Origin of the sequence: Paraburkholderia sp. RAU2J (assembly GCF_003634845.1) — a bacterium.
GTDB classification, from domain to species: domain Bacteria; phylum Pseudomonadota; class Gammaproteobacteria; order Burkholderiales; family Burkholderiaceae; genus Paraburkholderia; species Paraburkholderia fynbosensis.
In genome coordinates, this window is record NZ_RBXG01000002.1 from 605,728 (window position 1) to 630,719 (window position 24,992).

Consider the following 24,992-nt stretch of genomic DNA (forward strand, 5'->3'; position numbering starts at 1 on the left):
TCAGGGTTGTGATTGTATCAATGTATTTTTAAGTGATCGAAAGATTGCTTTGGAATACGGCGCAACACGAATACTCAACCTGTAGCGGAATGTGAACTGGAGAGTCCTTCGGGAACCTTGTCCCCTTCGGGGATGAGCCCCGCGTAAGCGCTAAAGCGCTAACGCGGGCCGCAAGACACACCCGTTATAGGGTCAAGCGAACAAGTGCATGTGGTGGATGCCTTGGCGATCACAGGCGATGAAGGACGCGGTAGCCTGCGAAAAGCTTCGGGGAGCTGGCAAACGAGCTTTGATCCGAAGATGTCCGAATGGGGAAACCCACTCCGAATGGAGTATCCATGACTGAATCCATAGGTCATGCGAAGCGAACGCGGTGAACTGAAACATCTAAGTAACCGCAGGAAAAGAAATCAACCGAGATTCCCAGAGTAGTGGCGAGCGAAATGGGACCAGCCTGTACTCTTTATCTTCACTGTTAGCTGAAGGCTCTGGAAAGTGCTGCCATAGCGGGTGATAGCCCCGTAAGCGAAAACAGCGAGGAAGAACTGGGTGTACGAGAAGTAGGGCGGGACACGTGAAATCCTGTCTGAAGATGGGGGGACCATCCTCCAAGGCTAAATACTCGTGATCGACCGATAGTGAACCAGTACCGTGAGGGAAAGGCGAAAAGAACCCCGGGAGGGGAGTGAAACAGATCCTGAAACCGCATGCATACAAACAGTCGGAGCCTTCGCAAGGGGGTGACGGCGTACCTTTTGTATAATGGGTCAGCGACTTACATTCAGTGGCAAGCTTAACCGATTAGGGCAGGCGTAGCGAAAGCGAGTCCGAACAGGGCGTTCAGTCGCTGGGTGTAGACCCGAAACCAGGTGATCTATCCATGGCCAGGATGAAGGTGCGGTAACACGTACTGGAGGTCCGAACCCACTAACGTTGAAAAGTTAGGGGATGAGCTGTGGATAGGGGTGAAAGGCTAAACAAACCTGGAAATAGCTGGTTCTCTCCGAAAACTATTTAGGTAGTGCCTCGTGTATCACCTTCGGGGGTAGAGCACTGTCATGGTTGTGGGGTCCATTGCGGATTACTACGCCATAGCAAACTCCGAATACCGAAGAGTGCAATCACGGGAGACAGACATCGGGTGCTAACGTCCGGTGTCAAGAGGGAAACAACCCAGACCGCCAGCTAAGGTCCCCAAATATTGCTAAGTGGGAAACGAAGTGGGAAGGCTAAAACAGTCAGGAGGTTGGCTTAGAAGCAGCCATCCTTTAAAGAAAGCGTAATAGCTCACTGATCGAGTCGTCCTGCGCGGAAGATGTAACGGGGCTAAGCAATATACCGAAGCTGCGGATGCACATTTATGTGCATGGTAGGAGAGCGTTCCGTAAGCCTGCGAAGGTGCACTGGAAAGTGTGCTGGAGGTATCGGAAGTGCGAATGCTGACATGAGTAGCGATAAAGGGGGTGAAAGGCCCCCTCGCCGTAAGCCCAAGGTTTCCTACGCAACGTTCATCGGCGTAGGGTGAGTCGGCCCCTAAGGCGAGGCAGAAATGCGTAGCTGATGGGAAGCAGGTTAATATTCCTGCACCATTGTTAAATGCGATGGGGGGACGGATCGCGGAAGGTTGTCCGGGTGTTGGAAGTCCCGGTCCTTGCATTGGAGAAGGCGCTTTGGCAAATCCGGGCGCGGAATTCAAGGGTGCGAGGCCATTCACTTCGGTGAAGAAGCAACTGGAAGTGGTTCCAAGAAAAGCCTCTAAGCTTCAGTTTAACAGGACCGTACCGCAAACCGACACAGGTGGGCGAGATGAGTATTCTAAGGCGCTTGAGAGAACTCGGGAGAAGGAACTCGGCAAATTGGTACCGTAACTTCGGGATAAGGTACGCCCCGGTAGCCTGACTGGCCTGCGCCAGAAGGGTGAAGGGGTTGCAATAAACTGGTGGCTGCGACTGTTTAATAAAAACACAGCACTCTGCAAACACGAAAGTGGACGTATAGGGTGTGACGCCTGCCCGGTGCCGGAAGATTAAATGATGGGGTGCAAGCTCCTGATTGAAGTCCCGGTAAACGGCGGCCGTAACTATAACGGTCCTAAGGTAGCGAAATTCCTTGTCGGGTAAGTTCCGACCTGCACGAATGGCGTAACGATGGCCACACTGTCTCCTCCCGAGACTCAGCGAAGTTGAAGTGTTTGTGATGATGCAATCTCCCCGCGGCTAGACGGAAAGACCCCATGAACCTTTACTGTAGCTTTGCATTGGACTTTGAACCGGTCTGTGTAGGATAGGTGGGAGGCTGTGAAGCGTGGACGCCAGTCTGCGTGGAGCCGACCTTGAAATACCACCCTGGTCTGTTTGAGGTTCTAACCTTGGCCCGTGATCCGGGTCGGGGACAGTGCATGGTAGGCAGTTTGACTGGGGCGGTCTCCTCCCAAAGTGTAACGGAGGAGTACGAAGGTACGCTAGGTACGGTCGGAAATCGTGCTGATAGTGCAATGGCATAAGCGTGCTTAACTGCGAGACCGACAAGTCGAGCAGGTGCGAAAGCAGGTCATAGTGATCCGGTGGTTCTGTATGGAAGGGCCATCGCTCAACGGATAAAAGGTACTCTGGGGATAACAGGCTGATACCGCCCAAGAGTTCATATCGACGGCGGTGTTTGGCACCTCGATGTCGGCTCATCTCATCCTGGGGCTGTAGCCGGTCCCAAGGGTATGGCTGTTCGCCATTTAAAGAGGTACGTGAGCTGGGTTTAAAACGTCGTGAGACAGTTTGGTCCCTATCTGCCGTGGGCGCTGGATATTTGAAGGGGGCTGCTCCTAGTACGAGAGGACCGGAGTGGACGAACCTCTGGTGTACCGGTTGTCACGCCAGTGGCATCGCCGGGTAGCTATGTTCGGAAGAGATAACCGCTGAAAGCATCTAAGCGGGAAACTCGCCTTAAGATGAGATATCCCCGGGGCTTCGAGCCCCTTGAAGGGTCGTTCAAGACCAGGACGTTGATAGGTCAGGTGTATAAGCGCAGTAATGCGTTAAGCTAACTGATACTAATTGCCCGTAAGGCTTGATCCTATAACAGGTGTGTTTTGCGATGACCGTCAGTGCTTCGGCACTTATGGACATCCCACCCCCGAAAGGGGTAACAGACACCCAGGTTGAGATCAGTGTTGTGCCTCGAACAACACAGCCCGCCTCCTCTGGTGAGCATCACCAGACACTACTTCTTCCCGATTGGTTGTGTTGCTCCGCGAGCAGCACGACAACAAGTCATGCCTGATGACCACAGCGAGTCGGTCCCACCCCTTCCCATCCCGAACAGGACCGTGAAACGACTCCACGCCGATGATAGTGCGGATTGCCCGTGTGAAAGTAGGTAATCGTCAGGCTCCCCAGCAGCAACAGAAACCCCACCCCCAAAAGGTGGGGTTTCTGCGTTTACGGCGCCGGAGTGAGCGCGGCACGGGTCCCGGGGTCAAGGGCGCAGATGTAGTGCCGTAGCAGGCCACCGGATCCCGCTCCGCAACGCATGCCGCATCAGCCACCTCGCGGCCACCCGTCTCATCCCGGCCGCGAACTGAACGCTGGCCATTCGCGGCATGTGCGCCGTCCGAACCCCTAGTCAGAGAACTTCAGCCGCTCCGGCGCTTTGCCCATCCGGACTCGCACCCCACCTGCTCATGAGCTAATCACCGAGCTACCCCAGTTCCCTACGCCGGTGGGTTCCCAGAAATCTGCCGACAAACCTTTCCTCGCAGTTCACCGCCTCTCAACCCGACTAAGCTCGTTTACGCACTGGCGTTTGATCAGGCACACCAGCGACGAAGCGATCAAGCCGTTCACTCGCCTCCGTGATGGCCCAAAGAGGCGCACTGTGCAGTTGTCGGTCATAATTCGTGGCGAGCAGCGCAAAAAGCGCAAACCCCGCGTCGTCCAATCGCCACTCGCCGGTCTCCCGGCCAATATCGAGCACCGCCGACACAGCACGGTCCGCCGCGCCGAGTGCCTCGTCGCTAATCGAGCCGAAGCCGGACTCCGCCAAAAAGCAGGTCAGCAGCATGGTCTGTGTGAGCGTCTGCGCGTCGGTTTTGCTGCCGACGCCACGGCGCAATGCGTCGAGCGCCAGGTGTACCCGCAATGCGAGGTCGTCGGCGATCGACCGGGCGATCGGCAACAGCATGGCCTTGGCATGCCGCGCGCGCGTCGCACCAGCGTTGCGGGAAAAGGGAATAGGTTGTGCCATGAAGGTCCGGTGTTTGTGCCTGTGCAGATGCAATAACGGCGCGGCCCGGAAAAGGTTGAGCCCTCGTTGTCGATCCCGCTGACTCCCGACCGGAAACGCCGGTTGGCAGACGCTTTCGCACGAATTGCGCTCGCCTCGCCGGAGCCTCCATGTATCTTTTCAATTCAGTCAGGTGGCGCATTTAGGCCGATCCCCCTGGCGCCGCGTGCTTCACCACGAGATCTTCTGCTACAAACGGCAATGGCAGAATGAGCGAAAAGTCGCTAACAGTGCCCAGTCCACCTCTGCGGAAAGCTAAACGCTAGCTGTCCCAAAGCCCAGTACACATTGCCGACCACCCTCATCACTTCTCCCCGCCTCCATCCGACGGTGCCACACCGCGCGCCCGCACCCGTCGACGAATCTCCGAATCCAGAATCAGACGTCCCCGCAGTTTTCCCTTCATTCGCTTCACGTAACGTGGCGCCTCGGTCATGTGGATCACCATCAACTCACGCACCTTCTCGACGTCGCGCTCGCGTGCCGCTTTCGCAATCGCTTTATGAATCTTGACGTTCGCCTGACCGAACCGTTCATGCTCGGCCTGCGGCGTGTCGTTACGAAATTCGATGAGCTGCCGGATCATTTCATTGATCAACTCGCAACTGAAACGCAGGAACGGGTTCGGGTTCGCGGCTGCCAGAATGTCATGAAAGTTCACGTCTTCCTGACGTTGCCGCACGATGTCCTGACCGCCACGCGAAGACGCGGGCCGATCGCAACACGCAATGCTGGCTTCGAGTGCGTCGAAGTCCTGCGCGGTCAGATGCGGAACGGCGCCCGCCGCGAGTTCCGGCTCCAGCAATTTGCGCACGGTGTAGATGTCGTCGATCGACACGTCCTTGAAGAACAGATAGTTCTGCAAAAGCTGCAGCGTGCGATCGAGCGGCACTTCCACCACCATGCCGCCGCCACTCGGGCCGGTGGTCACCTTGATCAGACCTTGCACCTCGAGTGACTTCAACGCTTCGCGGATCGTACTCTTGCTTACCGAAAAGAGTTGCTGCAACTCCACCTCGCGCGGCAGGCGATCACCCGGCTTCAGGTCTTTCTCTGTGATGAGCCGCTTGATTTCTTCCGCGACCAGATCGCCGCGCTTCTGCTGTTTGATCTCTATCGCGGCGCCAGCCTTGGTTCGGTCCGTAGCCATATTCGATTCTCCCAGTTTGTCCCGCACGATTTCCCATCGATCCGCCGGCCACGTCACGGTCAGGAGCGACAGTGGGATACGGCCAGGAATATTGCCTTATTGACACTCGAATTTATTGTACCTACGATCAAGTCCAACCTATTTATCATGATAAATAGAACAAAGCCGAAGAGGTGGAAAACTTCAAGCGGCCAGCAAGCCCAAGCAGTCGGTCGTATCGCGTGTGCAGTTTCGTAACCGGTCAGTGCGTGTCTCTTTCAAGGAGCGTCATTTTGAATCGCCGAAATATGTTGAAGCTGGCCGCCTTGTCGGCCGTTCCGGGGACGTTGGGCTCGCTGTTCGCGCGTAGCGCGTTCGCGCAGGCCGGCACCGTGCAGTTCGCGTGTCCGGTGCCGATGTCGGGACCGTTCGCCGCGAACGGAAAATACGCCGATCTCGGCATGAAGCTGGCCATCGAGCAATACGGCAAGGTTCTTGGTCAACCGCTTGCATATACTGTGCTCGACACGGAGGGCAAGCCCGCTACCGCGGTGCGCCGCGTGCAGGAAATCGCACAGCAAAAGAACGCCCGCTTCTTTGCGGGCGGTATTTTGTCCTCCGAAGCATTGGCGATGGGCAAGGAAGTGCAGAAGGCAGGCGGCATTTTCATCACGACCGCGGGCGCAGACGAAATCACCGGCAAGGACTGCAACGCCGCCACGTTCCGCTGGTCGGTGCCGACTTACGGCGCGATCGAGCAGACCGTGCGACCGCTGATCCAGACGTTACCGAAAGCAAAACGCTGGTACACCATCACGCCGCAATACGTCTTCGGCGACGGCTTGTTGGCCGCAGCCAAGGCGATCTTCAAGGAGAAGGGCATCGAGCATGTGGGCAACAGCTACCACTCGCTCAATGAGAAGGAATTCAGCGGCTATCTGACGAATGCCGTTGCCGCGAAGCCCGACGTCCTGCTGATTCTGAACTTCGGCTCCCAATCGTCCGATACGCTTCGCCAAGCCGTGAGCTTCGGCATGAAAAACAATTGCACGATCCTGATGGCATGGGCGTCTGGTCTCGAGCAATTCGAATCGCTCGGTGCGGACCTGTGCGATGGCGTCTATTTTGGCGCACAGTATTGGCATGACATCGATTCGCCGCTCAATCGCGATCTCGTCAAACGCGCCAATGCCGCCTTCAAGGCGAACCCCAACTATAGCCTTGCCGGTTCCTATATCTGCACGAAGATCCTGCTCGATGGCATCATCAAGGCGGGGACTGTCGATCCGAAGAAAGTGGTTGCCGCACTCGAAGGCATGAAGTACGACGGTCTGACCGGTCCGGAAGAAGTTCGCGCGGGCGATCATCAGGTGCTGAAGAACTACTATCTGCTCAAGGGCAAGGCGAAGAGCAAGATGAAGAGCGCCGACGACTACGCGGACATCGTGAGCTCCGGGCAGTCCTTCCTGCCGCTCGACAAGACCGGCTGCAAGATGTCGTGATGCCCTCGTGCCGCACGCAAGCGCGGCACGTTCATCGCAAGCGCGAGCCGGCATCGCGACACCTCTTCGCCACACCCATCAGGCGGACGCCATGAACGTTTATCTTCTACAGATCGTCAACGGCATCGGAGTGGGGATGCTGTATTTCCTGCTCGCAGTCGGTTTATCGATCGTATTCGGCCTGTTGCGTTTCGTGAATTTCGCGCACGGCGCGTTCTATCTGCTCGGTGCGTACTTCTGCTATCAAGCGATGCAGTGGTCGATGAGCTTCTGGACGGCACTCGTCGTCGTGCCGATCGCGGTCGGCGCGCTTGCGTGGGTCGTCGAGAAACTGATTCTGCGGCACGTCTATGCGCAGCAGCACGAGTTTCATATTCTCGCGACCGTGGGCCTCGCACTCGTCGTACAGGAATGCGCGATCCTGATCTGGGGCCCGCTCGGCGATAACGTCGCGGTGCCCGACATACTGAACGGCGTGGTGATCTGGGGCAGCTTCGTCTACCCGAAGTACCGGCTGTTCGTGATTGGCTTCACTGCCGTGCTGGCCACGCTCTTGTGGTGGGTACTGGAAGGTACGCGACTCGGCAGCGCGGTGCGTGCCGGCAGCGAATCGACCGAGATGGTGTCGCTGCTCGGCATCAACGTATTGCGCGTTTTCAGTCTCGTGTTCGCGCTCGGCGCGGCAACCGCGGCACTGGCGGGCGTGCTGGCCGCTCCGATTCGCGGCGTGGATCCGTTCATGGGTATCGAAGCGCTCGGCGTTGCATTCGTCGTGGTCGTGGTCGGCGGCATGGGTAATTTTCTCGGTGCGCTCGTCGGCGGTCTGCTGGTGGGGATCGTGCAAAGCGTGATGAGCACCTTATGGCCCGAAGGTGCACGGCTGATGATCTACGTCGCGATGGCCGCGGTTCTGCTGCTGCGCCCGAACGGTTTGCTCGGGAGGGCGGCATGACCGATACATCGAAGCCCGCCACGCAAAGCATTCACTCTTCGTCGACGCCACAAGGCATGAAGCAGACGCTGCATCGCTCTCGTTTCCTTCTGCTTGCGCTGCTGGTCGTGTGCGTCTTGCCACTCACACTGCGCTCCGGCTCGCTCGCCACGGAAGTGCTGGTGTTCGCGCTCGCCGCACTCGGCTGCAATCTGCTGCTCGGTCACACTGGCTTGCTTTCGTTCGGGCAAGGCATCTTCTTCGGACTCGGCAGCTATTGCGCGGGACTGGTGCTCACCAAAACCGCATTGCCGGTGTCCGTCGCGCTGCTCGCGTCGGCTGTGATCGGCGCCGGGGCGGCCGCCATGGTCGGTTGGTTCTCGATTCGCCAGCGCGGCACGTACTTCGTGATGTTGACGCTCGCGTTCGGCCAGCTGTTCTATTTTCTAGCCTATACCACGCCCGATCTGACGGGCGGCGACAATGGCCTGCTGGATATTCCGCGCCCTGCGCTGAGCCTGTTTGGCAAAGCGCTCGTCCCGTTGACGTCGCCTTGGCAATACTACAGCTTCGTTGCGGTGCTCTTTCTCGTGGTGTTCTGGCTGCTGATGCGCGTTTCGCATTCGGTATTCGGCCGTACATTGCTTGCGATTCGCGACAACGAGGCGCGCGCGGCAGCGGTGGGCTACGACGTCAAGCGCTTCAAGCTGATGGCGTTCGTGATTTCAGGCGCAGTCACCGGACTCGCAGGGGCGCTTCATGCACTGATGACCGGCATCGCGCCGCTCTCGAACATCGACTATCACACGAGCGAGATGATCCTCGTGATGACGGTGATCGGCGGCACCGGCAATCTGTTCGCATCCATCCTGGGCGCGGCGTTCTATGTGCTGTTCGCCGACTGGCTTTCGACGCTGTGGCCGCGCTGGCTGTTGCTGCTCGGCATCGTACTGATCGCGGTCAGCCTGTTCATGCAGCGCGGACTCTGGGGGCTGGGCGAGCGCATCTGGTACGCACTGCGCGGCAAGCGGTCCTCCGGCGCGGACAATGATGCGGACAACACAGGCAACGGCGCGAACAAGGAGGCCGCATGAGCGAAGCCATTCTGCGAGCGAACGGCATAGTAAAACGCTACGGCAAATTCACCGCGCTTTCCGATGTGAATCTGAGCATCATGCCGCGCACCGTGCATTCAGTGATCGGTCCAAACGGCGCGGGCAAGACTACGCTCTTTCACGTATTGACCGGCACGCTTCCCCTTACCGAAGGCAAGATCGTCTTTGACGGCCACGACGTCACGCGTGAACCCGATCATAAGCGCGTGCGCCGGGGCGTCGCGCGATCGTTTCAGGTGACGAGCCTGTTTGCCAATCTGAGCGTACGCGAGAACCTGCGCCTCGCCGCGCAAGGCGTCGATGCGGTGCGCGCGCTGAATGCGTGGACGCCGCCGCACGGTGCACTCGCGCATGCGGACACCGTCGACAGTGTGCTCGAACGGCTCGCGTTGCAGCGTTTGAGCGAAGTCCCGGCGGCCGCTTTGTCGCATGGTCAGCAGCGGCGGCTCGAAGTCGGCATGGCGCTCGCGGCGCGGCCCAAGGCGATCTTTCTGGACGAACCGACCTCGGGCATGGGCATCGACGACCTCGACGACATGAAGCAACTGATTCGCGGCCTGCGCGACGATTACACGGTCGTGCTGATCGAACACAACATGGGCATCGTGATGGACATCTCCGACACGATTACCGTGATGCAGCAAGGCCGCGTGCTGGTTGAAGGGCGACCGGACGACATTCGCGGCGACGAGCGCGTGCGTAGCGCGTATCTTGGCAATATGATCACCGGAGGCCGCGCATGATTCTCGACGTGCAGCAGATTCACGGCTTCTATGGCAAGAGCCACATTCTGCAAGGCGTGTCTTTGCAGATCGGCGATGGTGAAACGGTCACGCTGCTGGGTCGCAACGGCGCGGGCAAATCCACCACGCTCAAGGCGATTGCCGGCGTGGTCGCGCCACGAGGCGGCGAGGTGACGTTCAACGGCGCCCGGGTCGGCGGCATGCCACCGCACAAGATCGCCTCGCGCGGCGTGTGCTTCGTGCCCGAGCATCGCGGCATTTTCCGTCTGCTCACGGTCGAAGAGAACCTGCGGCTCGGCGCACGCAAGGATTCGCCGTGGCAGTTGGACGACATCTATCGCATCTTTCCCCGCCTGAAGGAACGGCGCACGAACGGTGGCGCACAACTGTCCGGCGGTGAACAGCAGATGCTCGCGATTGGCCGCGCGCTGATGAATCACCCGCGTCTGCTGATGCTCGACGAGCCGGTGGAGGGACTGGCGCCGGTGATCGTCGAAGAAATCGTCGCGCAGCTCAAGCTGATCCGCGAAGCGGGCGTGGCCATTCTTCTGGTCGAGCAGAACCTCGAAGTCTGCACGCAACTCGCGGATCGCCACTACATCATCGAACAGGGCGTGATCGTCTATTCGGGCGACAACGCGTCATTCTCCGCAGACGAGTCGATCAAGGACCGTTATCTCGGCGTGGGCGTCGTTTGACGCTGGCGCTGTCTTCAATACGAGGAAGCATCGATGCAAGTTCATGAATCAACAACCGTCGCGACGCCTGCCGATATGCGAGTCGATGGTGCGCGTCTGTGGGACAGTCTCATGCAACTCGCGCAAATCGGCGCCACCGAGAAAGGCGGCGTGTGCCGGCTCGCGTTGACGGAGTTGGATCGTCAGGGGCGCGAGCTCTTTATCGCGTGGGCGAAAGAGATCGGCTGCACCGTGCGGATCGATGCGATCGGCAATATCTTCGCGCGCCGCGCGGGTTTGCGCGACGACCTGCCGCCGGTGATGACCGGCAGCCACATCGACACGCAACCGACGGGCGGCAAATTCGACGGCAATTACGGCGTACTCGCGGGTCTCGAAGTGCTGCGCACGCTGGCCGAGGGCAACGTGCAGACGCTCGCGCCGCTGGAAGTCGCGGTGTGGACCAACGAGGAGGGCTCGCGCTTCGTGCCGGTGATGATGGGCTCGGGCGTATTTGCCGGCGCGTTCACGCTGGAACATGCGCTGGCGCAACGCGATCGCGAGGGCGTGTCGGTGCGCGACGCGCTGGCGGCGATCGGCTACGCCGGTGAGAACGAAAAACCACATACCGTCGGCGCGTATTTCGAAGCGCATATCGAGCAGGGGCCGGTGCTCGAAGCGCACGATAAAACCATCGGTGTCGTGCAAGGCGCGCTCGGTCAACGCTGGTACGATGTGACGGTGCAGGGCATGGAAGCGCACGCGGGGCCGACACCGATGGAGCTGCGCCGCGACGCGCTGCTCGTCGCGGCCGATCTGATTCACGTGGTCAACCGCATCGCGCTCGATCACGCGCCGCACGGCCGCGGCACGGTGGGCTGGCTCGACGTGCATCCGAACTCACGCAACGTCATTCCGGGCCGCGTGACGCTCACGGTCGATCTGCGTGCCGCCGACGACGCGACGCTCACCGCGATGGACACCGCCTTGCGCGCCGCATGCTCGACGGCGGGCGAACAAGCGGGCATCGCTGTCGACGTCGAACAGGTCGTGTATTTCCCGCCGCAGCCGTTCGCGGCGAATCTGGTTGCCGCGGTGAAGCAGGGCGCGGACGCGCTCGGCTTGTCGTCGATGGACGTGATCAGCGGCGCGGGCCACGATGCTGTCTATCTGGCGCGCGTCGCGCCTGCCGCGATGATTTTCGTGCCCTGCAAGGACGGCATCAGTCACAACGAAATCGAAGACGCGCGCGCCGATCATCTCGAAGCCGGTTGCAACGTGCTGTTGCAGGCGATGCTGGATGCGGCGTGGAAGCTCGGGAGCGCAAACGCATGAAGATCCTCATCGCGCGGATGAATCACGAGACCAACACGTTCTCGCCGGTGGCGACGCCGCTCGCCGCATTCGGCCGCAACGGCCCGAGCTATGGCCGGGACGCGTTCAACGACAACAAGGGCATGCAGACCGCAATGGCCGCGTTCATCGACGCCGCCGCGCGCCAGCATGCGGAGATCGTCACGCCGATATCCGCTTCGGCGAATCCGAGCGGACCGGTCGAGGCCGCCGCTTACGATGCGATCTGCGACGCGATCGTCGCGGCGGCGGCCGGCTGCGACGCGGTGATGCTCGATCTGCACGGCGCGATGGTTGCCGAGAATTCGAACGACGGCGAAGGCGATCTGCTCGAACGCGTGCGCGCATTGCTGCCCCATGCGCCGATCGCGGTCGCACTCGATCTGCACGGCAACGTCACGCAGAAAATGATCGACAACGCGGATGTGATCGTCAGCTTCAAGACCTATCCACACGTCGATATGTACGAGACAGGCGCGCACGCGGCGCGTCTGATGTTCGATCTCGTGCATGGCAAGACGAAGCCGGTGATTGCATGGCGTCAGCCGCCGCTGCTCACGCACACGCTGCGCAGCGCGACCGCCGAAGGTGCGATGAAACGCGCGGTGGACGCCGCGCGTGCGGCTGAGGCCGACGGCATGCTGGCGGTGTCGGTGTTGTCCGGCTTTTCGCTGGCCGATATCGCGGTGCCGTGCATCAGCGTCGTCGTGGTGGGTAACGGTGCGCGTGATGAGGCCGAAGCGGTGGCGGAACGCATCGCGCGGCAGATCTGGGACGAGCGCGAAGATTTCGTCTATCGCAGCGCGCCGCTCGCGGAGTCGGTCGCGCAAGCGGCCGCGCTCGCGCAGGGCGCCGACAAACCCGTGCTGTTGCTCGATCACGGCGACAACTGCATGTCGGGCGGCACTTGCGACACGATGGATCTGCTCGAAGAAGCGTTGAAGCAGAAGCTCGAAGGCATCGTCAGCGGGCCGTTGTGCGATCCACAAGCGGTCGCTGCGTTGATGTCGGCGGGTGTCGGCAGTACGGTGACCGTGACGATCGGCAATAAGGTTGCGAGCGACGCGTTGACGCCGCGCCCGCCGCTTGCCGTGACCGGCGTGGTGCGTGCACTGACCGACGGCGAATACGTGATCAGCGGTCCGACATACACCGGCCAGCGTGCTTTCATGGGACGTACCGCTGTGCTCGACACCGGCATCGTGAAGCTCGTGATGACCGAGCACACGCACGAACCCTGGGACCTTGGCGTGTTCGAGAGCGTCGGTATCGATCCGCGCCGCGCGCGCTTTCTGCTGCTCAAATCGCGCATGTACTGCCGGCCTGTTTTCGTTCCGATCGCCGCGGCGCTCGTGGAGTGCGATAGCCGTGGCGTGACGAGTTCCGACTACGGGCTGTTCGCCTTCGAGCACGTGAAGCGGCCGGTTTATCCGCTGGATACGGTCACCGAATGGGTGCCGGTGAATTGAACGGTAGCTCCGTGTGGGTTTAAATAACGATCGGGGCTTGTGCTGTCCGCGCGGACTCTCTATAATTCGCGCTCTCTAAAGGCTCGTAGCTCAGTTGGTTAGAGCACCACCTTGACATGGTGGGGGTCGTTGGTTCGAATCCAATCGAGCCTACCAACGCATCAGTGACGTAGACGAAAGCGGTTCCGCTTTCGTCTACGGTGCTGTCAGTTTCTCCCTTCCGTATTGCTCCCATTTGTTTTGCCACCGAACTCCGTCACGAGTGCTATTGCGCGTTCACGGTCTCTGCATTGCATAGCCTTTGCCAATGCGCGGTACAGTTGAGGCTTCCCCTTCCCGTTTTCGCAACTGAATAAACTGCCGGCAGTGCATCACGCGGTGCCGGCAGATTGAAAGGAAGCCGACGCAATGAAGAAGCTCATCAATGACGTCTGCGCCGTTGTCCCCGACATGCTCGACGGACTCGCGGCGCTCAATCCCAATCTCTCGCTATTGCAAGGCAGCACGATCGTCGTGCGCGCCGATGCCGAGGCCGTCGCCGCGCGCGGCGAGGTCGCGCTGATCTCGGGCGGCGGCTCGGGCCACGAGCCCGCGCACGGCGGCTATGTGGGCCACGGCATGCTGAGCGCCGCGGTGGCGGGCGAAGTGTTCACCTCGCCGTCCACGGATGCCGTGCTCGACGCGATACGCGCGGTGGCCGGCCCGGCCGGTGTGCTGCTGATCGTGAAGAACTACACGGGCGATCGCTTCAACTTCGGCCTTGCCGCGGAGATCGCGCGCGCGGAAGGTATCCCGACCGAGATGGTGATCGTCGCCGACGACGTCGCGCTGACGGCGAGCGGCGACCATGCGGGTCGTCGCGGGCTTGCCGGGACCGTGCTGGTTCACAAGATCGCGGGCGCGGCAGCGGCAGCGGGCCGTCCGTTGGCCGAGCTCGCGCGGATCGCGCGCCAGGTGGCCGCGTCGCTCGGCACGATGGGCGTCGCACTCACGCCGTGCACGGTGCCCGCAGCGGGCAAGCCGGGGTTCGAACTGGCCGATGGCGAAATCGAATGGGGCCTCGGCATTCACGGCGAACCCGGTGTCGAACGCGGTGCGATGGAGCCGGCCAAGGCGATCGTCGCGAGACTGCTGGCGAAAATCACCAACGATCTCGCATTGCAGACCGGCGAGCGCGTGGCGCTGCTGGTGAACAACCTCGGCGGCACGCCGTCGAGCGAATTGAACGTCGTGGCGGGGTCCGCGCTGCGCAATCTGGCGGAGCGCGGCATCAAGGTGGAACGCGCGTGGGCGGGCACGTTCCTGAGCGCGCTGGAAATGGCCGGCGTCTCGTTGACGCTGCTGCGCGTGGACGATGAGCGGCTCGGCTGGCTCGATGCCGTGGCGCACACGAGCGCATGGCCGGGGTTGAGCGGCCGCGTCTCACAGGTCTCGGTGCGGCCGGCGCCGCAGACGCCGGAGCGCGCGAGCGGCGCAACGCTCGCGCGTGATGCGACGCTGCGCCGTGTGATCGAAGCGGTGTGCGCGTGCCTGTTGAAAGCCGAGCCGACGCTGACCGAGATGGATCAACGCGTCGGCGATGGCGATCTCGGCATCAGTCTGTCGCGTGGCGCGCGCGCCGTGCTGCAGGAGCTCGACAGCTATCCCGCCGAAGCGACACCGGGCGCCGTGTTGCGCAGCGTGTCCGCGACGCTGCGACGCGTAGTCGGCGGCACGTCGGGGCCGCTGTACGCGGTGATGCTGTTGCGTGCGGCTGCTGCGCTCGAACAGTCCGACGGCGCGACGGCGACGAAATGGGCGGAGGCATTCAGCGCGGGCGTCGAGGGATTGATGGAGTTGGGCGGCGCCAAGCCAGGCGATCGCACGATGGTCGATGCACTGAAGCCGGCCGCCGACGCGTTGCAGTCCGCGCTCGCAGGCGCGACGGAGATCGGTGCAGCGCTACAGGCCGCAGTCGATGCGGCCTCCGACGGTGCCGCGCAAACGGCGTCGATGCATCCACGGCGAGGACGTTCGAGTTATGTCGGCGAGCGCGCGCTCGGTCACGTGGACCCGGGCGCGCATGCGGTGACGTTGTGGCTCGCTGCGATTCGGGACGCGTGGGTGAAGTGAGCAGCATTGCACGAGTGCGTGCCCGAAAAGAAAACGGCTAACAGTACCAGCACTGTTAGCCGCTCAATCACACAGCCGATATCGAGTCGGCTACAAACAGCACTCGCCGTCGAAGTAAGCCTTGCGCCAACGCGTGATCGTCACGCGCTCGAACAGGCCGACTGCAGAAAACGGATCGGCCGCAATAAACTGTTCGGCTTCCTCGCGTGCGCCGCGGCATTCGTTCACGACAGCCCAACCCCCGCCCACCAAGGGTTTCAGCCCGGTCGCCCGGTGCGCCCGAAGCACTGGTAAACCACTATCGCGCGCAGGTAAGTATGCCAGTACTGTCAGACGGGAACGCATATGCGCATGTCCTTCTTTTCGCTTCGAACAGGCGCCGTTGAAACGGTGCTTCCGCAAGTCCGATCCAGTCCCGCTATAGCAACTCCGCAAGGTTTCGTGTTTCACGCAGACCGTGCCGGCAATCCGCTACCAGCCCTGTGCGCCGGCAATCGGTACGTCCAATCGAACAAAAAGGAGACGACATGCTTTCAGGAATTCTCGCGCTTCGAGCAGCGACGACCGCCGCATTGGCGCTCTGCACAAGCGCGGCTTTCGCGCAGGCTTCGATCGTTTCCGGGCCGTCCAGCGATCCCACTTGCCTGGTCCCGTGGAAGAGCGACACGAAGTTCGTCAAGTATCCGAAGAAGAACGGGCCATACCGGATCGCACTCGTGAACGGCTACATTGCGAACACCTGGCGTATCCAAATGATCAAGACGGCCAAGGCCTACACGGCGCAACCGGAGGTCGCCGCCAAGCTCAAGGAATTCAAGGTCGTCTCGACCGGCGAGGACGTACCGGCGCAGATCTCGGCCGTCAACAACTTCATCGATGCCGGCTATGACGCGGTCATCGTGGACGCGCAGAATCCCTCCTCATTCGGCCCCGCGATCCGCCGCGCGAAGAAAGCTGGCGTCGTGCTGATCGCTTTCGACAACACGCTCGACAGCGAAGACGCAATCAACGTCAACGTCGACCAGTATGGGCTCGGAGTGCTGTGGGCCAAGTGGCTCGCGGGCCACCTGTCGACCGGAGGCAAGGTGCTTGAGGTTCGCGGGGTGGCGGGCACGTCGGTCGACACCGACCGCCACAATGGTTTCATGAAGACTTTGGACGACACCGGCAAGAAGTGGAACGTCGTCCAGGTCTACGGTAAGTGGGACGACGGGGTCGCGCAAAAGGCCGTCGCCGACGCGATTGCCGTGCAAGGGCATTTCGATGGAATTTCGGCGCAAGGCGGCGACACGGGCGTAGTGCGTGCGATGATCGATGCGAAACATCCGTTCGTGCCTTTCGGCGGCGAGACGGAGAACGGCTTTCGCAAGTTTTGCGCGCAGTACGGGAGCCAGGGCCTGAAGTGCACGTCGGCGGGCACCGGTCCCGCGCAGGTGGCCGTGGCGATCAAGACGGCGCTCGCTGCGCTGGACGGCCAGACGATCCCGGTCGCGATCAAGCTGCCGCTCGACATCACCGACGATTCGAAGCTGAAGGCGAACGTCAACTATTTTCCGAACGACTCCGATAACTTCTTTGTCGGCAACTCGTTTCCGACTTGCGGCATCAATTTCTCTGCGCAGGAAATCATGAAGCAGAGCCAGGGCAACCAGTGATCGGATGATGGCCGGCGCTGTGACCGGAGACGAAGCATGCCGCAGGATGCAGAGCAGCCGTTCTTTCAGATGTCTGGTGTGTCGAAAAGCTACGGCGGCGCCATCGCATTGGATCACGCCGAGCTCGCGGTACGCAGGGGCCGCATTCACGCGATCCTCGGCGAGAACGGCGCGGGCAAATCCACGTTGCTGAAGGTGATGTCCGGCGTCGTGCAACCGGACGAGGGCAGGATGCAGCTCGATGGCCGGGAGGTCTCGTTCGGGTTGCCCGCCGAGGCGAACGCGGCGGGCATCGTCTGCGTGTATCAGGAGTTGTCGCTGATCCCCGACCTGAGCGTGGCGGACAACATCTTCGCTTCGAACCCGCCGCGACGTTTTGGGATGATCGACCGGCGGGCCCAGCGCCGCCAGGCCGAGGAGGCGCTGGCGCGGGCGGGCGCCGCCGACATCAACCCACTTGCGAAAGTCCGGGACCTGCCGCTGTCGCGCCAGCAGATGGTCGAGCTCGCGAAGGGACTGGCACACGCGCCGCGCATTCTGATTCTTGACGAAGCCACGTCGGCGCTGACCGCGGCCGACGTCGCGCGCGTGATCGAGGTGCTCAAGCGCCTGCGCGAAGAGGGGCTCGCGCTGCTGTTCATCTCGCACCGGATGCACGAAGTGAAGGCGCTCGCGGACGAATGCACGGTCTATCGGAACGGTCGTCACGTGATGAGCTTCGAGGCAGGCACGCGCTCCGACAATGAGGTCGTCGAAATGATGATCGGCCGGAGGTACCAGCATGCGTTTCCTGCCAAACCCGCGGCCAATCCGGCGGACCAGCCCGCGGACGGCCGCGCCGCCGCTCCGGTTCTCGCCTGTCGTGATCTCACGTGGAGCGGCACGCTGCAGGGCATCAGCTTTTCGTTGAAGCCTGGTGAAATCCTTGGGCTGGGCGGCCTCGACGGACAAGGCCAGCGCGAACTGCTGCTCGCGCTGTTCGGCGTGTTGCGCGGTTGTGCGGGCAAGATCGAGATCGATGGCAAAGCCGTGTCGATCGGGAGCCCGACGGCCGCGCGCGCCAACGGGATCGGCATGGCGCTGATACCGGAAGACCGCAAGACCGAAGGCTTGATGCTGCCGATGTCGGTACGCGAGAACCTGTCGTTTGCCGCGCTCGATCGCATGTCCACTGCCGGCATAATCGATCGCGCCCGCCAGCAGTCGCTCGTCGGCCGGATGATGGAGCTGCTTGCGATCAAGACGTTCGGTATCGACGCGCCCGTGGGCTCGCTGTCGGGCGGCAACCAGCAGAAGGTGGTCATCGCGAAGTGGCTGATCCGGCAGCCGAGGATCCTGCTGCTCAGCGACCCGACGCGTGGTATCGACGTCGGCACCAAGCAGGAGCTCTATCAGCTGCTCAGGCGCCTCGCCGACGAAGGCGCCGCGATCGTGTTCTATTCGACCGACTATGACGAGCTGATCGGATGCTGCGACCGCGTGCTCGTACTGTACGAAGGCAGGATCAAGAAGGAACTCGTCGGCTCGGCGATCACCGAGCAGAACCTGATTGCCAGTGCTCTCGACCTGCCCGTCGGACAGATTTCGCCTTCCACGGGAGTTGCGCTATGAGCGGGCTGCGTTACTCGTATGCGGAAAATCGCGGAGCGGTGTTCGCGTTCGGCCTGTTCGTGCTGATGTTCGCGATCTATCTCTTCAACTTTCCATCGGCGTTATCGGCCAACGTGTTTCAGACGGCAGCGAACAAAGCGGTACTGCTCGCGCTCGTCTCAATGGGGCAGGCGCTCGTCGCGCTGACCGCCGGCATCGACCTGTCGATCGGTATGACGCTGGTGCTGACGAATTGCATCGGGTCGTGGGTCGTCACGGGCGACTCGTTGCACAGCGCGCTCGGCGTCGCCGGTGTGCTAGCGGCGGGCGCGCTGTGCGGCGCGCTGAACGGCGTGATCATCATTTTCGGCCGGCTGCAGCCGATCGTGACGACGATCGCGACGGGCGCCGTCTACTACGGACTGGCGCTGCTGCTGCGCCCGGTGCCCGGCGGATCGATCAACGAGGACCTCGCCGACGCACTGACCGGCAAGGTCGCCGGCGTCCTGCCAGCGAGCTTGCTGATTCTGCTCGCCGCGATCGTGATCGTCTGGATTCCTTTCAAACGCTCGGCGGTCGGACGCGCGGCGTACGCGACCGGGTCGTCCGAAGCCGCGGCTTTCCTGTCCGGCATGCCGATCCGCCGCGCGAAGTTCGCGAGCTATACGCTGGCCGGCCTGCTCGCGGCAACAGGCGGCCTGTTTCTGACGTTCTTCACGGACACCGGCGAAGCGAGTCTCGGCAGCGCGAACTCATACACGCTGTTTTCGATCGCTGCGGTAGTGATCGGGGGCGTGTCGCTGCTCGGCGGCAAGGGCAGCGCGATCGGCGCGATCTTCGGCGCATTCGCGTTCCGTTCCATCGGCGATCTGCTGTTCGTGTTCAACGTCGATGCGCTGTGGCAGCCGCTATTCCAGGGCGTGATTCTTCTCCTTGCTGTCGCGATCGGCGCGTGCGGGTTGTTCAGAGTGCGCAACCGTCTGGAGTGGTTTCAATGAGCCACGCTTCCGTGACCAGCCGGACCACGTTCGTGTCCAGGCTCACCCGCAGGATCGACAAGCCGATTGTGATCGCATTCGCGTGTATCGTCGCGCTGCTGCTCGTCGGCGGTATGTATTCGCGGAACTTCACGTCGCCGGAATACATCCTGCTGCAACTGAAGGTCGGCGCATTTCTCGGCATCATTGCGACCGGCCTGATGATGGTGATCCTGCTCGGCCACATCGACCTGTCGCTGCCGTGGACGATCACCGCCGGCGCGATGATGGCTTGCGCGGTCGCGGGGCACGGCGAACTCGGGCGCATACTCGCGATTCCGGTCGGGATCAGTTGCGGCGTGCTGATCGGCATCGTCAACGGCATCCTCGTCGCGCTGCTGCGCATTCCGTCGATGATCGCGACGCTCGCGACCAATGCGGTCGCGCAGGGCATCATGATTGTCTATACCGGCGGATCGTCGCCGCAGGATTCTGCGCCCCAGGTGATGCGATGGCTCGCGGCGGGCTGGCTTGTGCCGGGCGTTCCGAATGCCGTCGCGCTGTGGGTGGTGATCGGCGGCGCCACGATGTTCCTGCTGTCGCGCACGACCTTCGGCCGCACGCTATACGCGATCGGCACCACCGAGCGCGCGGCGTATCTTTCCGGGATCGATACGCGACTCGTCACAGTGACCGCCTTCGCCGTGTGCAGCGCGTTCGCGGCATTCGGCGGCGTGCTGCTCGCGGGCTATGCGTCGAAGGCGGCACAGTCGATGGGCGATGCTTACCTGTTGCCGGCGATCGCGGCAGTTGTGCTCGGTGGCACGTCGATTCTGGGTGGACGGGGTTCGTACCTCGGCACGGTGGCCGGCGCGATCCTCATCACACTACTGCAATCGATCCTCTCGGTCGCGCAGATGCCGGAGGCGGGGCGTCAGATTATCTACGGCGTGGTGATCGCGGCGATGCTGCTGCTGTATGGGCGTAGCAAGCGGGAGGCGTAGGTCGAGCCGCTGGGCCGCCAGTCGCCCTCAATCAACGAGCGCAACCGGCCATGAAGAGACGTTGGACGTCGCCGGCTAGATTGGCGACAATCGGGCAATTTTGCGAAAACGCGACCTGTGGAGTCGGTGATGTCCACCAACGTAAGCGGGACAGAAGGCTACGCTGAGAACGCTCAATCTCTCATCGAGCAATGGCAGGACATATCATTTGAGAACAGCCATAGGCCCGTCATGCATCTCTTGCCGATGCCCCCGGCCCACATTCTTGACGTGGGCGCCGGCATCGGAACCGATGCAGCTGCGTTAGGGGCTATGGGGTACACAGTTGTGGCCGTAGAACCAGTGGACGCGTTGCGCGTCGCAGGAGCCGGGCTGCATTCGTCTTCCCGGATTGAATGGGTAGATGACAGCCTGCCGGATCTCATGTCTGTACGTTCGCGCCGAAGAGAATTCGACTTGGTAATGCTCTCTGCCGTTTGGATGCATCTGGACGAAGACGAGCGCTGTCAGGCGATGTCGACCGTCAGATCCTTGCTGCGGGAAGGTGCGATGGTGGTGATGTCTTTACGTCACGGTCCAGTCCCCGAAGGACGCCGAATGTTTGACGTTTCGGCAGCAGAGACCACTCAGTTAGCAAGCGCCCATAGCTTCGGGACTGTGCTAAATGTCCGGACCGAGTCCACCCAACTAGGAAATCAGCGGATGGGTGTGACCTGGAGCTGGCTCGCCTTTGTCAAAGGTGGCGAGTGAGATTAGCTTCGATCCCTTGCATCGGCAGTGGCCGGCCAACTACGGCCGTTGGCTCGCGCTGTCACGCGGACATTCGAGCGTCGGCTGCGCGAGCTACAACGGTCGCTCAAAGTGACTGCGCGCCGACTGGAACTGCACCGGACGCAACGTCGCTCAAACGCGCCGCGATTTTCGTGCGCACTTTCTATTGGGCAGCAGCCGTCTGTTGGACCGCGCCGAGATCTGGCCCGCCCTCGGCGCGCCGCTAGGCGAGCAGGGGCGGCGATATGGCGCGGACGGCTACGGCCCTTCTCTGTATCTGTTCGATCCGGAAGGCAATGTGGTGGAACTGAAAGGGCCGCCCGAAGCGGCGCGCGAGGCGCCGCTGCAAGTTGCGGTGTTGAGCCCAACTGAGCCCGCAAGACGCTCAAACGCTTGCCGGAGCCTTCAACACGGTCCACTCGATCGGCACTGGATCGGCCTGCCGAGCCACGCGGCGCCGTCCTGCACGTGCATTGCAGTCGCATGGTCCGTTCGCGAGGCTCCCAAGGTAGCCCATGAACTGGCGGGTGGCGCCGCTTTTGTCGACGGTCACCGTCTCGGGTACACCGTTCTGGGCGATCGATTTCTCAAAGTAACGCCGGGCCGCAGTCTTGTCCCGATGGGCGGCGGGTAGCAGAAAGTCAATGGTGCTGCCGTCCTTGTCAACGGCCCGGTAAAGATACCGCCATTCCCCCTTGACGCGGATGTACGTCTCGTCCATCCGCCAGCTCTTACCCACCGGACGCTTGCGGCGGCGAAACGCTTTCTCCAGCACCGGCAACAGCTCGATGGCCCAGCGGTGCACAGTCGAATGATCGACCCAAACGCCGCGCTCAGCCATCATGTCTTCAAGGTGCCGCAGGCCCAGCGGAGAGGACACGTAGCAGCGCACGCAAGTCAGAATCACGTCGAGCGGATAATGCAGGCGTTTGAGCACTCGGGCCACCACGGGATTCATCGTCTTCATCGAGCTTTCAGTCGTTCATGTCGTTCCGCACGTCATAGCGGACCGGCCTTACTGCAACAGAACCGCCACAGCTTACCGGCCGCCGAAAGGTTTCTCGACCGTCAGCTTGGTGGTCACGGAGATGACGCCCGGGACGCCCTTGGTGATTTCGGCCACCTTGTCGATCTGCGACGGGTCGACGACCGTCCCGTAGAGCGTGACTGCACCGCCCTTCGCGACGACACTGATGTTCCCGGCGTTGATCTGCTTGTGCTTCACGATGGCCGAATAGACCTTGCGGCGCAGTGCGCGATTGGCCGCCCGGTCCGATTTGGCCGCCGGTGCGGCCGACGCCGCCGTCGCGGCGCCATTCGACGCCGCGCTCGCTGCGCCCGACTGCGCCGAGACGTGAACCGATGCCAGCGCGAGCAATATGCCGCCGGCCATCCTGAGTGCCATACTGGTTGTTCTCATTCGATGCTCCGCTTGTCGTGGTTCACGGGGTCAGTAAACGTGACGGATGCCGATCATCGCTGCGGTGCTCGACGTTCCTTCCGGAACCGGCGCGGCGTATATGATCGTCTGGCTCATGTTGCCCCGGTTGTTGACGTACCCGACCTGTGCGTAGGCGAGGGTGGCCTTGGACAGGTTATATTCGGCGCCCACCGCGAACAGATTCGACTGGTTGGACGAAAAGTTCCGGTCCCTCAGGTAATAGAAGCCCGACGAGACCTTGAAGAATGGGGTGAACTGGTAGCCGAGGCCGGCGGAGATCATCTCGAAGCTGTCTTGACTGCTTTTCGCCGGATTCTTGCCCATGGCGTATGACGTCGACACCGAAACATTGTAAAACGTGTATTGCGCGCCAACGTACCAGAACCGGTTGTTGTTCAGGCCTGTCGCCGGGGTCACGGCACCGTTGGGCGCAAACGGGTTGGCGTCGTGTCCGTTGTAGTACACCCCCGCCACGTTGAGGCCGTAGTTCGAATACTTGAGCACGGCCGACTCGCGCGTGCCGCCTTGAAACTTCCCGGCGACGCCGCCCGGCGCGTACTCGAGCGCAAGCGATGCGCCGTAGAATTTCGGCGACTGGTAGACGATCGCATTGTCGTCATACAGCGCGCCGATCGAGCCGTTCGTGCTGGTGCCCGGCCAGCCCGCGGCCTGGTTCAGGCCGAGCCACGCGGTCAGGATGCTGCCGAAGTACTGGGCGTTCCGTACGTCGGTGTCCGCCATCGCGTAGATCATCGGCAGGATCTGCCGGCCCAGGTCGAGCGTGCCGTACGGACTCGACACGCCCACCGTCGTCTGCTCGTTGAACATCGCGGTGGCGGTCGGCGTGCCGGCCAGTCCGGCCCTCCCGGTGGGCGTGTTGAACGACCCCTGCAGCTTGAAGTTGACCTTGTAGCCGCCCCCGATGTCCTCGGTGCCCTTCAAGCCCCAGAGGCTCGCATAGATGCCGCCGTCCTTGAGCTCGTAGACATGCCCGAGATTCACCTTCGACTGAAAGTTGCTCGCGTTCGCCCTCTGATACAGGAATCCGGTATCGAGTAGGCCGTACAGCGTCACCGACGATTGCGCATGTGCTGCGCTCGCCAACACGACAAGCGCCGCAGCGCCACTCCACTTCGATTTCATTTCGGTCTCCTAATTGTGTCGCGATCGCGGGACACTTCCGGCAGGCGTACAGCTGGTGCTGGAATGAAACTGGCCCGGGCGTTTCTACCGGCATCGGGTGGTCAGGAAGCACTCCCCATGCTTAGATCGTGGCTCCTCCATTCGGGCTGATGGCCCTGGGACTGCTGGCGAGCGGTTCAAACAGTGACAGCAAGGCGCACCCTCAGCGGTTGTAGAGGCCGGTCAGGGTGGCCATGGCGAGCGTGTTCTGGTAGATCAAGAAGCGCACCACCGCGTTGGGCGCGTTGGCCGGCGGCTCCAGCTTCTGCACACCCAGCGCGTGCACGGTGAAAATATAGCGGTGCGCCGGCAAGCCCTTGGGCGGGCAGGGACCGCCGTAGCCGGTGGCGCCGTAGTCGTTGGTGGCCTGAGTGCCGCTGGCGCCCAGGTCAGTGGCGCCGGGTGAGCCGAGGCCCGCGACGAGCTGGGTGACGGACAAATCGATATCAAACAGGATCCAGTGCCAGAAGCCGCTGCCGGTCGGTGCGTCCGGGTCGTACAGGGTCAACGCGAAGCTTTTGGTGCCTGCCGGCGCGCCGTGCCAATGCAGCGCGGGCGAACGGTTCTGGCCGGTCCCGTCGAAGCCATCGAACTCATGCACCGGTTGCAGCCGTTCCTGATCCTTGAATTCAGGCGATATAACTGTGAAGATGCTCACGCCATTTCCTTTGATTTACTTGATTTGAGAACCAGGAAAGCTGCATCGCCCGGATGTGCTCCAGAACCGATGCACCTATTTGTCATGGCGCCGCTTCCTCTAGCTGCGCCACGGCATCCCCTCACACGACACCTTCGGCCGCCGACGATTATTCAATCCCGAGCGGATAGCCGGCCTCGAAGGCTCGCACTATTTCGGGGATGTTCAGGGCGTCACCCGACATCGGCGTGCGAGTGATGTCAGGAGAGATTGAATTGGCGCTCTTCATGAAACTGTCCTCCCCCAACGTTCATCCTCATTTCGCAGCCCTCAGGCTCGGGTTTATCGACCGTTGCGAATTGATCTGGTCGGTGTCGCCGGACGTGCCGTTGCCACGCCCTGGATGCGGTTTGTCTCGCGCCGCGC

At 61.7% G+C, this 24,992-nt stretch carries 21 protein-coding genes, 1 tRNA gene, 2 rRNA genes and 1 pseudogene; 17 read left to right on the forward strand and 8 right to left on the reverse strand.

Annotation, left to right across the window (positions count from 1 at the left end):
• Positions 1–190 precede the first annotated feature (190 nt).
• Positions 191–3,071: ribosomal RNA gene (locus tag B0G69_RS20145) — 23S ribosomal RNA — on the forward strand.
• Between the two features lie 200 nt (positions 3,072–3,271).
• Positions 3,272–3,385 (forward strand): 5S ribosomal RNA (gene rrf, locus B0G69_RS20150).
• A gap of 389 nt (positions 3,386–3,774) precedes the next feature.
• On the opposite strand, the gene B0G69_RS20155 is transcribed toward rrf, so the two are convergent.
• Complete coding sequence (locus B0G69_RS20155; protein WP_121320397.1) at positions 3,775–4,239, reverse strand: hypothetical protein; 465 nt, start codon at positions 4,237–4,239, stop codon at positions 3,775–3,777.
• A 343-nt stretch (positions 4,240–4,582) separates the two neighbouring features.
• Positions 4,583–5,428 (reverse strand): FCD domain-containing protein, encoded by an 846-nt coding sequence (locus tag B0G69_RS20160; RefSeq protein ID WP_121320399.1) that lies wholly within the window; start codon positions 5,426–5,428, stop codon positions 4,583–4,585.
• 272 nt (positions 5,429–5,700) lie between these two features.
• On the opposite strand from B0G69_RS20160, the gene B0G69_RS20165 reads away from it, so the two are divergent.
• The 9 genes from B0G69_RS20165 (at position 5,701) to dhaK (ending at position 15,309) form a co-directional block, all read left to right on the forward strand.
• On the forward strand, positions 5,701–6,909 hold the full coding sequence (locus B0G69_RS20165; protein ID WP_121320401.1) for an ABC transporter substrate-binding protein: 1,209 nt from the start codon (positions 5,701–5,703) through the stop codon (positions 6,907–6,909).
• A 91-nt stretch (positions 6,910–7,000) separates the two neighbouring features.
• The gene (locus B0G69_RS20170) at positions 7,001–7,861 is read left to right on the forward strand and encodes a branched-chain amino acid ABC transporter permease (RefSeq protein ID WP_121320403.1); all 861 of its coding nucleotides are present in this window, start codon (positions 7,001–7,003) and stop codon (positions 7,859–7,861) included.
• A 56-nt stretch (positions 7,862–7,917) separates the two neighbouring features.
• Entirely contained in the window at positions 7,918–8,934 is a 1,017-nt protein-coding gene (locus B0G69_RS20175; RefSeq protein WP_241991535.1) for a branched-chain amino acid ABC transporter permease, read from the forward strand.
• On the forward strand, positions 8,931–9,698 hold the full coding sequence (locus tag B0G69_RS20180) for an ABC transporter ATP-binding protein (RefSeq protein WP_121320407.1): 768 nt from the start codon (positions 8,931–8,933) through the stop codon (positions 9,696–9,698). The genes B0G69_RS20175 and B0G69_RS20180 overlap by 4 nt, the downstream gene beginning before the upstream one ends.
• Positions 9,695–10,396, forward strand: coding sequence for an ABC transporter ATP-binding protein (locus B0G69_RS20185; protein ID WP_121320409.1), 702 nt, complete (start codon positions 9,695–9,697; stop codon positions 10,394–10,396). The genes B0G69_RS20180 and B0G69_RS20185 overlap by 4 nt, the downstream gene beginning before the upstream one ends.
• Positions 10,397–10,429: 33 nt before the next feature.
• Positions 10,430–11,710 (forward strand): Zn-dependent hydrolase, encoded by a 1,281-nt coding sequence (locus B0G69_RS20190; RefSeq protein ID WP_121320411.1) that lies wholly within the window; start codon positions 10,430–10,432, stop codon positions 11,708–11,710.
• Positions 11,707–13,197, forward strand: coding sequence for a M81 family metallopeptidase (locus tag B0G69_RS20195; RefSeq protein ID WP_121320413.1), 1,491 nt, complete (start codon positions 11,707–11,709; stop codon positions 13,195–13,197). The genes B0G69_RS20190 and B0G69_RS20195 overlap by 4 nt, the downstream gene beginning before the upstream one ends.
• A gap of 79 nt (positions 13,198–13,276) precedes the next feature.
• Positions 13,277–13,353: transfer RNA gene (locus B0G69_RS20200), tRNA-Val, on the forward strand.
• Positions 13,354–13,605: 252 nt separating this feature from the next.
• Positions 13,606–15,309 carry a dihydroxyacetone kinase subunit DhaK gene (gene dhaK / locus B0G69_RS20205; protein WP_121320415.1) on the forward strand — a complete coding sequence of 568 codons (1,704 nt, stop codon included), beginning with the start codon at positions 13,606–13,608 and terminating at the stop codon, positions 15,307–15,309.
• Positions 15,310–15,399: 90 nt separating this feature from the next.
• Here dhaK and B0G69_RS41930 read toward each other — a convergent pair whose 3' ends face one another.
• Positions 15,400–15,654, reverse strand: a complete 255-nt coding sequence (locus tag B0G69_RS41930) for a YciI family protein (protein ID WP_241991401.1) — start codon at positions 15,652–15,654, stop codon at positions 15,400–15,402.
• A gap of 182 nt (positions 15,655–15,836) precedes the next feature.
• On the opposite strand from B0G69_RS41930, the gene B0G69_RS20215 reads away from it, so the two are divergent.
• The 6 genes and pseudogenes from B0G69_RS20215 to B0G69_RS20240 all read left to right on the forward strand — a co-directional run.
• Entirely contained in the window at positions 15,837–16,964 is a 1,128-nt protein-coding gene (locus B0G69_RS20215) for a sugar ABC transporter substrate-binding protein (RefSeq protein ID WP_121320417.1), read from the forward strand.
• Between the two features lie 36 nt (positions 16,965–17,000).
• Positions 17,001–18,575, forward strand: a complete 1,575-nt coding sequence (locus B0G69_RS20220; protein ID WP_121320419.1) for a sugar ABC transporter ATP-binding protein — start codon at positions 17,001–17,003, stop codon at positions 18,573–18,575.
• Entirely contained in the window at positions 18,572–19,552 is a 981-nt protein-coding gene (locus tag B0G69_RS20225; protein ID WP_121320421.1) for an ABC transporter permease, read from the forward strand. Before B0G69_RS20220 ends, B0G69_RS20225 begins: the two co-directional genes overlap by 4 nt.
• A complete protein-coding gene (locus B0G69_RS20230; protein ID WP_121320423.1) occupies positions 19,549–20,535 on the forward strand; it encodes an ABC transporter permease in 987 nt (328 codons plus the stop codon). Before B0G69_RS20225 ends, B0G69_RS20230 begins: the two co-directional genes overlap by 4 nt.
• Before the next feature lie 129 nt (positions 20,536–20,664).
• Positions 20,665–21,285 carry a class I SAM-dependent methyltransferase gene (locus B0G69_RS20235; RefSeq protein WP_121320425.1) on the forward strand — a complete coding sequence of 207 codons (621 nt, stop codon included), beginning with the start codon at positions 20,665–20,667 and terminating at the stop codon, positions 21,283–21,285.
• Between the two features lie 235 nt (positions 21,286–21,520).
• Positions 21,521–21,634, forward strand: a pseudogene (locus B0G69_RS20240) (VOC family protein); the annotation flags it as partial.
• A gap of 57 nt (positions 21,635–21,691) precedes the next feature.
• Here the strand turns inward: B0G69_RS20240 and B0G69_RS20245 are convergent.
• The 5 genes from B0G69_RS20245 to B0G69_RS41935 form a co-directional block, all read right to left on the reverse strand.
• Positions 21,692–22,273 carry an IS6 family transposase gene (locus B0G69_RS20245; RefSeq protein ID WP_347232492.1) on the reverse strand — a complete coding sequence of 194 codons (582 nt, stop codon included), beginning with the start codon at positions 22,271–22,273 and terminating at the stop codon, positions 21,692–21,694.
• Positions 22,274–22,345: 72 nt separating this feature from the next.
• A complete protein-coding gene (locus B0G69_RS20250) occupies positions 22,346–22,726 on the reverse strand; it encodes a BON domain-containing protein (RefSeq protein ID WP_121320427.1) in 381 nt (126 codons plus the stop codon).
• A gap of 30 nt (positions 22,727–22,756) precedes the next feature.
• Complete coding sequence (locus B0G69_RS20255; protein WP_121320429.1) at positions 22,757–23,890, reverse strand: porin; 1,134 nt, start codon at positions 23,888–23,890, stop codon at positions 22,757–22,759.
• 202 nt (positions 23,891–24,092) lie between these two features.
• On the reverse strand, positions 24,093–24,587 hold the full coding sequence (locus B0G69_RS20260; protein ID WP_121320431.1) for a YbhB/YbcL family Raf kinase inhibitor-like protein: 495 nt from the start codon (positions 24,585–24,587) through the stop codon (positions 24,093–24,095).
• Positions 24,588–24,735: 148 nt separating this feature from the next.
• Positions 24,736–24,855, reverse strand: coding sequence for an SDR family oxidoreductase (locus tag B0G69_RS41935; RefSeq protein ID WP_241991402.1), 120 nt, complete (start codon positions 24,853–24,855; stop codon positions 24,736–24,738).
• Between the last annotated feature and the right edge of the window lie 137 nt (positions 24,856–24,992).

What these genes read in the sequence shown, in the direction of transcription:
- B0G69_RS20175 (WP_241991535.1), top strand. Translation starts at nt 7,918, where the DNA reads ATGAAGCAGACGCTGCATCGCTCTCGTTTCCTTCTGCTTGCGCTGCTG.
- B0G69_RS20245 (WP_347232492.1), bottom strand. Translation starts at nt 22,273, where the DNA reads ATGAAGACGATGAATCCCGTGGTGGCCCGAGTGCTCAAACGCCTGCAT.
- B0G69_RS20215 (WP_121320417.1), top strand. Translation starts at nt 15,837, where the DNA reads ATGCTTTCAGGAATTCTCGCGCTTCGAGCAGCGACGACCGCCGCATTG.
- B0G69_RS20225 (WP_121320421.1), top strand. Translation starts at nt 18,572, where the DNA reads ATGAGCGGGCTGCGTTACTCGTATGCGGAAAATCGCGGAGCGGTGTTC.
- B0G69_RS20185 (WP_121320409.1), top strand. Translation starts at nt 9,695, where the DNA reads ATGATTCTCGACGTGCAGCAGATTCACGGCTTCTATGGCAAGAGCCAC.
- B0G69_RS20180 (WP_121320407.1), top strand. Translation starts at nt 8,931, where the DNA reads ATGAGCGAAGCCATTCTGCGAGCGAACGGCATAGTAAAACGCTACGGC.
- B0G69_RS20190 (WP_121320411.1), top strand. Translation starts at nt 10,430, where the DNA reads ATGCAAGTTCATGAATCAACAACCGTCGCGACGCCTGCCGATATGCGA.
- dhaK (WP_121320415.1), top strand. Translation starts at nt 13,606, where the DNA reads ATGAAGAAGCTCATCAATGACGTCTGCGCCGTTGTCCCCGACATGCTC.
- B0G69_RS41935 (WP_241991402.1), bottom strand. Translation starts at nt 24,855, where the DNA reads ATGAAGAGCGCCAATTCAATCTCTCCTGACATCACTCGCACGCCGATG.
- B0G69_RS20155 (WP_121320397.1), bottom strand. Translation starts at nt 4,239, where the DNA reads ATGGCACAACCTATTCCCTTTTCCCGCAACGCTGGTGCGACGCGCGCG.
- B0G69_RS20255 (WP_121320429.1), bottom strand. Translation starts at nt 23,890, where the DNA reads ATGAAATCGAAGTGGAGTGGCGCTGCGGCGCTTGTCGTGTTGGCGAGC.
- B0G69_RS20195 (WP_121320413.1), top strand. Translation starts at nt 11,707, where the DNA reads ATGAAGATCCTCATCGCGCGGATGAATCACGAGACCAACACGTTCTCG.
- B0G69_RS20170 (WP_121320403.1), top strand. Translation starts at nt 7,001, where the DNA reads ATGAACGTTTATCTTCTACAGATCGTCAACGGCATCGGAGTGGGGATG.
- B0G69_RS20220 (WP_121320419.1), top strand. Translation starts at nt 17,001, where the DNA reads ATGCCGCAGGATGCAGAGCAGCCGTTCTTTCAGATGTCTGGTGTGTCG.
- B0G69_RS20250 (WP_121320427.1), bottom strand. Translation starts at nt 22,726, where the DNA reads ATGAGAACAACCAGTATGGCACTCAGGATGGCCGGCGGCATATTGCTC.
- B0G69_RS20235 (WP_121320425.1), top strand. Translation starts at nt 20,665, where the DNA reads ATGTCCACCAACGTAAGCGGGACAGAAGGCTACGCTGAGAACGCTCAA.
- B0G69_RS41930 (WP_241991401.1), bottom strand. Translation starts at nt 15,654, where the DNA reads ATGCGTTCCCGTCTGACAGTACTGGCATACTTACCTGCGCGCGATAGT.
- B0G69_RS20230 (WP_121320423.1), top strand. Translation starts at nt 19,549, where the DNA reads ATGAGCCACGCTTCCGTGACCAGCCGGACCACGTTCGTGTCCAGGCTC.
- B0G69_RS20160 (WP_121320399.1), bottom strand. Translation starts at nt 5,428, where the DNA reads ATGGCTACGGACCGAACCAAGGCTGGCGCCGCGATAGAGATCAAACAG.